This is a genomic window from endosymbiont of Ridgeia piscesae, from assembly GCF_001443665.1.
Classification (GTDB): Bacteria; Pseudomonadota; Gammaproteobacteria; order Chromatiales; family Chromatiaceae; genus Endoriftia; species Endoriftia persephonae.
The window spans coordinates 51471-63515 of the sequence record NZ_KQ557132.1 but is presented as its reverse complement, the minus strand read 5'-3'; the positions used below and the strand labels follow the sequence as shown (position 1 = coordinate 63515).

Here is a 12045-nt window from a genome sequence, read left to right as displayed (position 1 = left end):
AGACGATGAGCAAATGGACTGAAGTAGTAGAGCTGGCGCAGATCCCGGTGCTCGGCTCCCGCATGATCAAGACCCGTGACATGGATATCGCTGTGTTCCGGGGGAGTGAGGATCAGGTCTATGCGATCCGCGATGCCTGTCCGCACAAGAACGGCCCTCTGTCGCAAGGCATCATGCACGGCACCTCCGTCACCTGTCCGCTGCACAACTGGCGGATCGATCTGACCAGTGGTGAGGCGCTGGGGCCGGATGAGGGCTGTGCCAATGTCTTCCCGGTGCGGGTTGAGGATGGCCTGGTCTATCTGCAACTACAACCGTCAGAGGCCGCTGCATGAATGCCAGGTCGGGCTGTGCCCGACAAGCGGTCGTCACGAGTCTCTTATGGCGGGCACAGCTCGCCCTATGAAGTGAGGAGACATCATGCTGTTTGGCAGGACAAAGAAAAATCCGATCACGATTGCCGACAAGGGGGTGGTCGAGTGGAAGTACGCCGCCTGCGGCTACTGTTCCACCGGCTGCTCCATTGAGGTGGGGCTGAATACCGAGGGCAAACCGGTCGCCTCCCGAGGCGTGGCGGAGGCCGACGTCAACCGCGGTAAGTTGTGCTTGAAGGGCATCTTCGAGCATGAAGTATTCGACTCCGCCGGCCGCGGCCTGGAACCCAAGATACGCGAGCAGTGGCACCAGCCCTGGCAGCCCACCGACTGGGATACGGCCCTGGATAAAAGCCACGATGAGATCCGCCGCATCCAGGCGCAGTATGGCCGCGACGCCTTCGCCATCATCTCTACCGGACAGATGCTCACCGAGGAGTTCTACACCCTGGGTAAGCTCACCCGTGGCCTGATCGGTACCAATAACTACGATGGTAATACCACCCTCTGCATGGCCTCGGCGGTCTCCGGCTACAAGCGCTCCTTCGGCTCCGACGGCCCACCGGGTTGCTACGATGACTTTGAGCAGACCGACTGCCTGATCGCCTGGGGTTCCAACCTGCCGGAACAGCACCCGATCATCTACTGGCGCATGAAAGAGGCGCAGGAGCGGCGCGGCTTTCCTCTGATCGTGGTGGACCCGCGGGTCACCATGCTGGCGCAGAACGCCCACATGCATTTGCCGATTACCCCCGGCACCGATGTGGTGCTGCAGAATGCGATGATGCATGTGATCCTGGACGAAGTCTTGGAAGACAAACGTTATATCGAGGCTAATACCAACGGCATCGAAGAACTTCGGGCAGAAGTGGCCAATTATGACCCGGTAACGGCATCGAAGATCTGCGGCATCGACGAGGACACCATCCGCCACGTCGCCCGGCTGTTTGCCAACGCCGGTGCGGCGATGCAGATCTGGACCATGGGCATCAATCAGTCCACCCACGGTTCTGATGGAGTCGTGGGGATCAACAACCTGGCGCTGCTCACCGGCAACATCGGCAAGCCCGGCGGCACCAGCCTCTCCATCACCGGCCAGTGTAATGCCATGGGCACCCGGGAGTGGTCCTCCTGCTCCGGACTGCCCAACTACCGCTATCTGGAAATCCCCGAGCATCGTGAAGAGATTGCTAAATTCTGGAACGTGGACCCCGAGTTCTTTCCCAAGAAACGCGGCCTGTTCCAGACCGACATCTACCACGCCATCGAGTCGGGCCAGATCAAAGGGCTGTGGCTGATCGCCACCAATCCCATGTCGTCCCTGCCTAACACCTCGCGCATCCGCAAGGCGATGGAGAAGCTGGAGTTCTGCGCCGTGCAGGACTGCTACGAGGACACCGAGAGCGCTCAGTATGCCCACGTCTACCTGCCTGCCGGCACCTGGGCGGAAAAGGAAGGCGTGATGACCAACACCGAGCGACGCATCAACCTGGTTAAGCCAATCAGCCCAGCGCCGGGACAGGCCAAACCTGACCTCTGGATCTTCAACCGCATGGCCGAGCGTTTCAATCGCGACGGCAAGGTTAACTTTCCTGAGCGGGCACCCGACATTTTCCTGGAGATGGGTGAGCTCTCCAAGGGGCGGCTTGCCGACATCTCCGGTATGAACCACGAGCTGATCGAAAAAAATCGTGGTATCCAGTGGCCCTACACCCATGAGCAGGTGGAGAGGGGCGAGGTGCCGCCCAAGGGGGGCAAGCGCCTCTACACCGAAGATGGGACCTTCCGCCACCCGGACGGCAAGGCGAAGCTGATCCCGCTGCCCTTCATCGATAACAACGAGGTGCCGGACGAGAAGTTCCCTGTCTGGCTTAACACCGGGCGCCTGATCGAGCATTGGCACGGCCGTACCAAGACCGGCAAGATCGGCAACAATAATAAGTACAGCCCGATCCCGTTCATCGAGATCAACCCGGATCTGGCGACGGAGTTGGGCATTCAGCGGGGAGAGTATGTCCGCCTGGTGTCACGCCGTTCCGATGCGGTGGTGATGGCCCAGCCCACCCAGCGGGTGCCGAAGAACATGGTCTTCCTGCCCTTCCATTTCCACGACTGCGCCAACCGCCTGACCTTGGGTTTGTTGGATCCGCACTCTCGCCAGCCCGCCTACAAGCAGTCCGCCGTGCGCATCGAACGTATTGCCGACCAGTTGGGCGCGGCCCGGTTGAGTAAAGAGATGCGCAAGTTTTAAGGCTCAGGGGCCGGAGTCAAACCGCGTAAGCCTGTCGGCATCATGCATCAAAGATGGGTGGTTTGACCCCGATCCCGGGTTATCCATGAGAAATGACTATGTTTGAAGCACGAGAAAACGAACCCGACTACGCCCGGCTCAACGACCCGACAAGCCAGGAAACCAACCGCTACGGCACGCCGATCGAGAAGGCCAGGGCGGGTGATTCGCTCCATGGTCAGAGCCTCAACATCAACGGTGGTGATGGGATCGGTGACAATCCCAACCGTTACAAGCAGCACGGCTTCTACTTCAACGCCGACAACTGCATCGCCTGTCACGCCTGCGAGGCGGCCTGCAGCGAGAAGAACGACAACCCGGCGCACATCGCCTTCCGCTCGGTGGGTTTCGTGGAGGGCGGCACCTACCCGGCCTATCAGCGCCTCAACATCTCCATGGCCTGCAACCATTGCGATGACCCTGTCTGCCTGAAGGGGTGCCCCACCCGCGCCTACACCAAGTTCGCCGAATACGGCGCGGTGCTGCAGGATCCGGACATTTGCTTCGGTTGCGGCTACTGCACCTGGGTCTGCCCCTACAACGCGCCCCAGCTCGACCCGGTCAAGGGCCAGGTGAGCAAGTGCAATATGTGCGTGGACCGGCTCGAAGTGGGCCTCAAGCCCGCCTGTGTCACCGCCTGCCTGGGCAAGGCCCTCGACTTCGGCGTGATCGAGAATATCCCTGAGGGGCGCGATCAGGCGAAGAGTGAGATCCCTGGCTTCCCGCGCACCGATATCACCCACCCCAACATCCGCTTCCAACAGACCTGTACCACCCAGCGGGAGATGGCGCGGGTGGACAGCACGGCGGTGAAATACCACCGTGATGATGCCAGTGGCAGCTTCCATCCGGTGGTCGATCCGAAGCACGGTTTTAAACGGGAATGGAACCTGAGCACGCTGCTCGGCTCCCATGAGAACGCCCATATCGCCTTCACCCTCAGCGCACAGACGGTGATGGGCGCCTTCCTGTTGCTGACCCTGGGGGCTTGGGTGGGTTTGCAACCGATGGTCGCCTTCACAGCGGGCGGCGCTCTCCTGCCCGCTGTCCTGGTGATGCTGGCGCTGATGGGCGTCGGCCTGTTCAAGCTCACTATGCACCTGGGCAAACCCCACCGTTTCTATCGCGGCTTCTACAATCTGCGCTTCTCTCCGGTGAGCCGTGAGATTGCCGGTGTTTCGCTCTTTTTTGCCGGGTTGGCGGGTTTTACCTTCTTTGCCGTCTCCGATCTGCTCTTCGACAGCCCCTTTCCCGGGATTGTGCAGGATCTGTTTGCGGTAATCGGCCTGTTGGGAGCCGGGATCGGTGGATACTTTATGTATAAGCTCTACCGGATTCCCTCCCGCCCATTTTGGGATCATTGGTATACCGCGGCGACTTTTGCCGGCACTGCCCTGACGCTGGGTTCTCTGCTGCTGGCGCTGGTGGCCCTGGCGTCCAATCAGTTACCCCCAGAACTGGGGCGACTGCTTGCCATGGTGGCGGGAACGGGGCTGGCACTGGAGGGCATTGGGTTGCTCTACCATGCGCGGGATCTGCAGGCCCAGGAGAGCGAGGGCGCCGCCTCCTTCTATGAACAGACCACGACCTACGGTTATCCTTACTGGCTGCGCAACGGCCTGTTGGCCGTGGCACTGATGCTGTCCCTAGGCATCGGCCTGCTCGACAGCGATAGTGCCTGGGCATTCATCCTCCTGGCGCTGTTGGCCCTGATCGTCTCTGTCATCGGCCGGGCGCTCTTTTATGTGCTGGTTATCCCCACTACCATGCCCGGCGCCTTTTTCTGGAAGAACAAAGGCTTCGTCGAACACGCCCGTGAGTCTGGACTTGCTGAGATGCCGCAACTGGGGGTGGCCTATGAGCAGCACCATCCCTTCAAACTGGGAGAATTGCTGGAGACGCTGCGTTCGACGACTCTGCGCGAGAAGTTCGACCCGCTGCGTCGTCTTGTCACTGGTTGAGTGCAGGCCGGGTGAGTGTGCTTTCGTGACGCGATTGCCAGCCTATAGATAAAGTCCTACAATCGCCCCCTTGCCGGCGTAGCTCAGTTGGTAGAGCAGCTGATTTGTAATCAGCTGGTCGGGGGTTCAAGTCCTCTCGCCGGCTCCATTTCTCTTCGTCAGGCAGTGTGTATAACGCTGTGTTGACTCTTTTCTTGCAAGCATATAGAATCCCGCCTCTTTCCGCGCGGTGTTCTGCGCAGAGTCAACGGTTTTTTTGGGGATGATGAGCTATGTATGCGGTAATTCAGACCGGCGGCAAGCAGTATCGTGTGGCGGAAGGCGACACTATCAAGGTTGAGAAGCTGAGTGCTGACGAGGGCGCTTCCGTCGAATTGGACAAGGTTCTAATGGTCGCGGACGGTGAAGATATCAAAGTGGGTGCGCCCTACGTTGATGGCGGCAAGGTAACCGTCACCGTTAAGTCCCACGGTCGTGGCAAGAAGGTCAAGATCATCAAGTTCCGGCGCCGCAAGCATCATATGAAACGGCAGGGTCACCGGCAGTGGTACACCGAACTGCAGGTTACCGGTATCAGCGCAGGCTGAGGAGGCTAGAGCAATGGCACATAAAAAAGCAGGCGGTAGTACACGTAACGGCCGCGATTCAGAATCTAAACGCCTGGGCGTGAAGGTCTTTGGTGGCCAGGACACCAAAGCTGGCTGCATCCTGGTGCGTCAGCGCGGCACCCGCTTTCACGGCGGCGTGAATGTTGGTGTTGGCAGGGATCACACCCTGTTTGCCAAGGCTGACGGAAAGGTGGTGTTCGAGGTCAAGGGGCCACACAATCGCAAGTTTGTGAGTGTGGTTGCCGACTGAGATCGTCCGTATCCGGCTATCCAGGGGCCTCGTCTTTGACGGGGCCTTTTGCGTTCTGGGGAGCCTGGGGCAATCGGGGGGAGAGTATGAAGTTCGTCGATGAGGCCAAGATCAAGGTCGAAGCCGGGGATGGTGGCAATGGTTCCGCCAGCTTTCGGCGTGAGAAATATATTCCCAGGGGTGGCCCGGATGGTGGCGATGGCGGTAACGGTGGCAGCGTCTACCTGATTGCCGACAGCGGTCTCAATACCCTGGTCGACTTCCGTACCCAGCGCCACCACCGGGCGCAACGCGGGCAGAACGGCATGGGGCGCGAGCGCACCGGCCGCAGCGGTGAGGATCGCTATGTCAAGGTGCCGGTAGGGACTCGGGTGCGGGATGAGGAGACCGGCGAGTTGATCGGCGAACTGTTGGAGCATCATCAGACCCTGCTGGTGGCCCAGGGAGGTACCCGCGGCATTGGTAATATCCACTTCAAGAGCAGCACCAACCGCACCCCACGCCAGTTCACTCATGGTACCCTGGGGGAGCGGCGCGAACTGCAGTTGGAGCTGATCCTGCTTGCCGATGTAGGCTTGCTGGGAATGCCCAACGCCGGCAAGTCGAGCCTGATCCGCAAGATCTCCAGTGCTCGCCCGAAGGTGGCGGGTTACCCCTTCACCACCCTCTATCCCAACCTTGGGGTGGTCAGTCTGGCGCGCGAGCGCAGCTTCGTGGTGGCTGATATCCCCGGTGTGATCGAGGGCGCGGCGGAAGGAGCCGGGCTCGGCATCCAGTTTCTCAAGCACCTCTCGCGCACCCGTCTGCTGCTGCATCTGGTCGATATGGCGCCGCTGGATGAGTCGGATGACCCGGTACAGGCGGTGCGGCGCATCGAGCAGGAGCTGGCGTGCTACTCGGATGAACTGGCCGGCCGCGAGCGCTGGCTGGTGCTCAACAAGCGTGATCTGCTGTCTCCCGAGGCATACAGTGAGCGGCTCACGGCGATTGTCGATGCGCTTGGCTGGCAGGGGCCGGTGTATGGTATCTCCGCGGTGAGCGGGGAGGGCGCGCAGCAGTTGGTGGCTGATCTGATGGCCCGGCTGGAGGCGGTCTGGCAAGAGGAGCGCTGCGCTGACGAAGAGGAGCCTGAGGCGGCTTGGGACCCGTTACAGGGCTGACAGAGCGCGGCAGACACAGGATCATCGATGGTAATCTCACGCGACAGCCTGCCCCAGACACGCCGCTGGGTGGTCAAGATCGGTAGCGCTCTGCTGACATCCGGCGGCAAGGGGCTCTCCCGCGCGGTACTCTCCCCTTGGGTGGAGCAGATGGCGCGGCTCAGGCAAGCGGGCCATGAGATCGTGCTGGTCTCCTCCGGTGCGGTGGCCGAGGGTATGAGCCGGATGGGCTGGAGTCGCCGTCCGCACAGCCTGAATGAGCTGCAGGCCGCCGCCGCCATCGGTCAGATGGGGCTGATCCGTGCCTACGAGGCCTGTTTCCAGAAACACGGCCTGCACACCGCACAGATCCTGCTGACCCGGGATGACCTCGCCGACCGCATGCGCTACCTGAACGCCCTCAGCACCCTGCGTACCCTGATCGATCTGGGTGTGGTGCCGGTGATCAACGAAAACGACACCGTCGCCACCGAAGAGCTGCGATTTGGCGATAATGACACCCTGGCGGCGTTGGCGGCGAACCTGGTCGAGGCCGACCTGCTGGTGCTGCTGACCGATCAGGAAGGGTTGTTCGATGCCGATCCACGTGGCAATCCACAGGCGCAGCTGATCCGTGAAGCGCGGGTCGACGATCCGCTACTGGATCAGGTGGCCAGCGGCAGTGCTGGCGGGCTGGGGCGCGGCGGCATGGTGACCAAGGTGAGGGCGGCGCGTCTGGCGGCGCGCTCTGGCACCGCCACCATCATCGCCTCAGGCGCTCACCCCGGTGTGCTTGATGGTCTTGCCTCCGGGGAGATGAGCGGTACTTTGCTGATCCCTGCTCAGGAGCCACAGGCGGCGCGCAAGCGCTGGCTCGCAGGGCAGTTGCAGGTGCGTGGCCGGCTGACGCTGGATGATGGTGCGGTAAGGGTGTTGCGTGAACAGGGTTGCAGCCTGTTGGCGGTGGGGGTCACTCTGGTGGATGGTGAGTTCCAGCGTGGCGAGGCGGTGGTCTGCGTAGATCGTCATGGCGGAGAGGTGGCGCGCGGGCTGGCAAACTATAACGCCCAGGAGGCGCGCCGCATCATGGGACAGCCGAGCCGGCGTATTGAAGAGATACTCGGCTATGTGGATGAGCCTGAGCTGATCCATCGTGACAATCTGGTGCTGGTTTAGTTTTCTTCTCTGCTGAGCATAAAAAAACCGGCACTGGGCCGGTTTTTTTCACAGGAGCATTCGCTTTTCGGCTTACAGCGCCTTGATCTGTGCGTTGAGGCGGCTCTTATGGCGGGCTGCCTTGTTTTTCGAGATCAGGCCCTGGCCGGCAGTGCTGTCGATTAGCGGTACTGCGGTCTTGTAGGCTTCGCTGGCGCCCTCTTTGTCACCGCTGGCGATCAGTTTCACAACCTTCTTAACTGCGGTGCGCATGGTGCTGCGGCGGGACTGGTTGCGCAGATGACGTTTGTCTGCCTGACGAGCGCGCTTACGGGCTTGAGCTGAGTTTGCCAACTTTGGTCTCCTGGAAATCCTGTGTCTGAAAGGGCGCGAATTATCCTAAACAATGCGCTCTCTGTCAACTCTAGCTGGAGCTACTGCCCGGTTCCTGGATTTCTAACTTAACTTGTCCAAATTTGCACATATAATCCTTAGTCCACTTTGAATATTAAAATAAGCGTGGCTATTCGGTGTGTGCGCCCTGAATGGGGGCGCACTGAGATAGTTACCACCAAACAAAGGATGGGGTTCTGGCTTCGTTTCTCAAACCTTTTGCCACGGTAGGCAGTAACACTATGATCTCCCGGATACTGGGGTTTGTCCGGGATCTGGTGCTGGCTCGCATGTTTGGTGCGGATGCGACCACCGATGCTTTCTTTGTCGCGTTCAAGATACCCAACTTTCTGCGCCGTCTGTTTGCCGAAGGTGCGTTTTCGCTCGCCTTTGTACCGGTCCTGACGGAGTATCGAAGTCAGCGCTCGGAGCAGGAGCTGAAGGCGTTTGTCGACATGATGGCCGGCACCCTTGGCGTGGTGCTGCTGCTAACTACCCTGCTTGGTGTGGTGGCCGCACCGCTGCTGGTGATGATCTTTGCCCCCGGTTTTCTCAGTGACGGTGATGGCAAGTACGAGTTGGCGGTGGAGATGCTGCATCTCACCTTCCCCTATCTCTTTTTTATCTCCTTGACCGCCTTCGCCGGTGGAGTGCTGAATGCCCATCACCGTTTTGGTGCGCCAGCCTTCACTCCGGTGCTGCTGAATCTCTCGCTGATTGGATGTGCGCTCTGGCTATCGCCGATGATGGATCAGCCGATTGTCGCGCTGGCCTGGGCTGTGCTGCTGGCTGGCGGTGTGCAGTTCATGTTCCAGCTGCCCTTCCTCTACCAGATCCGGATGATCCCGCGGCCAAGAGTGGCATTCCACGATCGCGGCGTGATCCGGGTGATGAAGCTGATGGTACCGGCGCTGTTTGGGGTCTCGGTGAGCCAGCTCAACCTGCTGCTGGATACCCTGATCGCCTCGTTTCTGGTCAGTGGCAGCATCTCCTGGCTCTACTACTCTGACCGCCTGATGGAGTTTCCGGTGGGTATCCTGGGGGTGGCGTTGGGTACCGTGATCCTGCCGAACCTGTCACGCAAGCATGCAGAGAAGTCCCCGCAGGAGTTCTCCGACACCCTCGACTGGGCGCTGCGGGTGACCGTGTTGTTGGGGGTGCCCGCTGCCGTCGGGCTATTTGTGCTGGCCGGGCCGACCCTGGCCACCCTGTTTCATTCAGAGGCGTTTACCGCACAGGATGTGCTGATGTCGAGCTACAGCCTGATGGCCTACGCGCCGGGGCTGATGGCGATCATGCTGATCAAGATCCTCGCGCCGGGGTTCTACGCCCGCCAGGATACCCGCACCCCGGTGCGGATCGGGATCTTAGCGATGGCGGCGAATATGCTCTTCAATCTGTTGCTGGTGTTTCCGCTGGATCACGCCGGGCTGGCGCTGGCGACCACGATATCCTCTTCGCTGAATGCCTGGCTGCTCTACCGTGGATTGCGGGAGCAGAGCATCTATACACCCCGTCCCGGCTGGCCCGGGATCTGGCTGCGCGCCTCGATGGCAGCCTTCGCCATGGGCGCGCTGCTGCTGTGGGGGGTCGGTAGTCTCGACCTTTGGCTCGGCCAAGGCACTTGGACCCGGATCGTTCATCTCACCTTCTTTATCGCTAGCGGGGGAGTGCTCTACTTCGTCGTGCTCTACATCTCCGGTATTCGACTGCACCACTTCCGCTCGCTCTAGGAGCCCCCCACACCACAGGCCTGGGGGGGGGCTAGAGTCTTAAAAACGATTTGTGATTCTATATCGCCGTTTCTGGACAGACGCTAGTCGGAAACCACATCGATGCGGTACCCCGCATGACAGGCGATGCAGTTTTGCATCAGTTCGACCAGTGCGCCCAGGGTCTGTTCTTTGTCACCGAACTGCTCAGCATCCAGGGCCAGAGAATCGAATTTGGTATGCGTATCGAATCCGAGCTTCTTGAACTCGAGGGGCAGTTTTCCCATCAAAGAACCTGGCACCGCCTCCTGCGCTGCGCGCCCCACTTTGCGTGCAGCATCGGCAACCTTTTTCATGTCATCCTGGACGATGCCTTCATTGATCTGTTGCACGGCCACCAGGAAAGCGCGCATCTCCCCCAGTACCAGATCCCTTTCGGTGGTTTCTAGCTGCAGGCTCAATCGCCCGTCGCTGGCCTGTTCAACACTACCCTGGATGATGAATTTGTAGGCCATGCCCAGTATCGCAACTAACAGCAGAGCAGTAATGGTCCAGCAAGTCTTACACATGGGTGAATCTCTCCTTTTGGGGGTAGCCCCAGATTTACTTTACGATCAAGAGCTGCCTGCGGCTTCTGCTTGCAGCTCTTTAAAGAATGGTTGTCTCTCATCGATTCGGAGCGCCCCGTAGGGCGCTCCGAATTTTGGTTTCAGGTTGTCAGCTTGAACAGGGTGTTTCTTCCGACACCCCCAGCTTTTTCAGGATGCTGGAGAGCGGACAGATATTGGTGAAACCGCTCTGCATCAGGTTGGCCCCGACAAAAAGCGTCAAAAACGCCCAGTAGGGATGGATATAGTGAGTCAGGGCCAGACTCAGCAGGATCATCATTCCCGCCATCAGACGGACAATTCTATCAATAGTCATCATGTACTTCTCTTAGTATGGAATCGGATCAAAGCGCGTAGCTCAACTGCAGGTAGACGATGTTCTGCTGGATGGATATGGTATTGCCGGAGCCGGTATTGGACGTCAACTCATTTTCAAAGGCGTAGGTATAGGAGAGCGAACCGGAGATCCGGTCGCTGAGTTTGCGTGTCATACCCAGAGAGATGTGCAGTTCCGGAATCGCCACGGAACCGAGATTGTTGTCCACATCCTCTTCATCAAAGGGTGCCTCCGCATAGTTGATGCCAAACCGCACTGTCGTCTTTGGGTTTATCTCTTTCTGCACGCCCAGGGCTAGGACCAGTTGGTCATCCCACCCGAAGTTCAGTGCCGTCGGCACTGTCAATCCGAAATCTCCCGGGGTGTAACCGGCAGGGTGACTGATATTCACCGATCCCATGGTGTCGCTGAAGTTGATCCATTTGGCATCCAGTTCGATCAGCATGCCGTCGAGAGGGTGGAAGGCAAAGCCCAGCGCAAAGGACTGGGGCATATCCATGTCGAGTTCAAACTTGCCGGCGGCGGTGTTGAATTCGTGTTCACTTACGTTCGTTTTGCTTATCCAGGACGCACCAAGTTGCATCTTGTCATTGATATGGTAGACCGCCCCCAATGACACTCCAAAACCAAATTTCTGATTTTGCGAGAAGGTAAACGAGGGATTGCTCAGGGCTAGACTCTGGTAGCCAATATTGATGGAGCCACCGAGAGAGAGCTTGTCGCTGACCTTGTACGCAACCGTCGGCGCCAACTTGAAAAAGCCCTTGGTGGTCACGAACTGCTGATCGTTGGGCAATGGAAAGGCATCCGGGAAGTCAACGCCAAACCCCGAGATGGCCGCCATGCCCAGGCCAAAATAAAGCCGATCGTTGACTTTGAACGCAGCGGTTCCAGACGGCATGAAGAAGAGGTTGGAATCACTCTCGTTGCCATTGACCTCTCTGGGAGGATTGAGAAACCCAGGGCTCAGATCGAACCTGACCTCTTCGATGCCGAGTTCGGCAATTCCCGCCGGATTGGTGAGTACGGTGCCGGTATCCTGCGGCGCTGCAACCACGGCGCCACCCATGCCCCACTGAGTCGCGGTTATGCCCAGTACCTGATCCCCATTGGTCGCGTTCGCAGCCATCGGCAGGCTGCCAAGTAGCGCAATTGCCAGGGTGTTTTTTCTTCTCTTTATCAACATTGTGGACTCCTCCGGATATTCTGTTTTCTACT

12 protein-coding genes and 1 tRNA gene are annotated in these 12045 nt (G+C 59.3%); 9 read left to right on the top strand and 4 right to left on the bottom strand.

From position 1 onward, the window contains the following. The first annotated feature begins 5 nt into the window (after nt 1-5). The 8 genes from nirD to proB all read left to right on the top strand — a co-directional run bounded on the left by nirD (nt 6) and on the right by proB (nt 7798). Complete coding sequence (gene nirD, locus Ga0074115_RS09935; protein ID WP_057956062.1) at nt 6-335, top strand: nitrite reductase small subunit NirD; 330 nt, start codon at nt 6-8, stop codon at nt 333-335. A gap of 85 nt (nt 336-420) precedes the next feature. Then, complete coding sequence (locus Ga0074115_RS09930; protein ID WP_057956063.1) at nt 421-2625, top strand: molybdopterin oxidoreductase family protein; 2205 nt, start codon at nt 421-423, stop codon at nt 2623-2625. Nucleotides 2626-2723: 98 nt separating this feature from the next. After that, a complete protein-coding gene (locus tag Ga0074115_RS09925; RefSeq protein ID WP_057956064.1) occupies nt 2724-4625 on the top strand; it encodes a DmsC/YnfH family molybdoenzyme membrane anchor subunit in 1902 nt (633 codons plus the stop codon). A 72-nt stretch (nt 4626-4697) separates the two neighbouring features. After that, nucleotides 4698-4773, top strand: a tRNA-Thr gene (locus Ga0074115_RS09920). A 124-nt stretch (nt 4774-4897) separates the two neighbouring features. Continuing rightward, nucleotides 4898-5212, top strand: a complete 315-nt coding sequence (rplU, locus tag Ga0074115_RS09915; RefSeq protein WP_005958543.1) for a 50S ribosomal protein L21 — start codon at nt 4898-4900, stop codon at nt 5210-5212. A gap of 13 nt (nt 5213-5225) precedes the next feature. Then, the gene (rpmA, locus tag Ga0074115_RS09910; protein ID WP_005958544.1) at nt 5226-5483 is read left to right on the top strand and encodes a 50S ribosomal protein L27; all 258 of its coding nucleotides are present in this window, start codon (nt 5226-5228) and stop codon (nt 5481-5483) included. Between the two features lie 86 nt (nt 5484-5569). After that, the gene (gene cgtA / locus Ga0074115_RS09905) at nt 5570-6643 is read left to right on the top strand and encodes an Obg family GTPase CgtA (RefSeq protein ID WP_057956065.1); all 1074 of its coding nucleotides are present in this window, start codon (nt 5570-5572) and stop codon (nt 6641-6643) included. A gap of 27 nt (nt 6644-6670) precedes the next feature. Further along, the gene (gene proB, locus Ga0074115_RS09900; RefSeq protein ID WP_057956066.1) at nt 6671-7798 is read left to right on the top strand and encodes a glutamate 5-kinase; all 1128 of its coding nucleotides are present in this window, start codon (nt 6671-6673) and stop codon (nt 7796-7798) included. 72 nt (nt 7799-7870) lie between these two features. Here proB and rpsT read toward each other — a convergent pair whose 3' ends face one another. Then, on the bottom strand, nt 7871-8131 hold the full coding sequence (gene rpsT, locus Ga0074115_RS09895) for a 30S ribosomal protein S20 (protein WP_005958546.1): 261 nt from the start codon (nt 8129-8131) through the stop codon (nt 7871-7873). A gap of 236 nt (nt 8132-8367) precedes the next feature. Between rpsT and murJ the strand changes: the two genes are divergently transcribed. Then, the gene (gene murJ / locus Ga0074115_RS09890) at nt 8368-9903 is read left to right on the top strand and encodes a murein biosynthesis integral membrane protein MurJ (RefSeq protein ID WP_087959762.1); all 1536 of its coding nucleotides are present in this window, start codon (nt 8368-8370) and stop codon (nt 9901-9903) included. 83 nt (nt 9904-9986) lie between these two features. Here the strand turns inward: murJ and Ga0074115_RS09885 are convergent, their stop codons facing one another. The 3 genes from Ga0074115_RS09885 to Ga0074115_RS09875 all read right to left on the bottom strand — a co-directional run bounded on the left by Ga0074115_RS09885 (nt 9987) and on the right by Ga0074115_RS09875 (nt 11956). Next, nucleotides 9987-10451 carry a hypothetical protein gene (locus Ga0074115_RS09885; protein ID WP_057956067.1) on the bottom strand — a complete coding sequence of 155 codons (465 nt, stop codon included), beginning with the start codon at nt 10449-10451 and terminating at the stop codon, nt 9987-9989. Nucleotides 10452-10599: 148 nt separating this feature from the next. After that, entirely contained in the window at nt 10600-10806 is a 207-nt protein-coding gene (locus Ga0074115_RS09880; protein ID WP_057956071.1) for a YgaP family membrane protein, read from the bottom strand. Nucleotides 10807-10834: 28 nt separating this feature from the next. Next, entirely contained in the window at nt 10835-11956 is a 1122-nt protein-coding gene (locus Ga0074115_RS09875) for an OmpP1/FadL family transporter (protein WP_057956072.1), read from the bottom strand. Between the last annotated feature and the right edge of the window lie 89 nt (nt 11957-12045).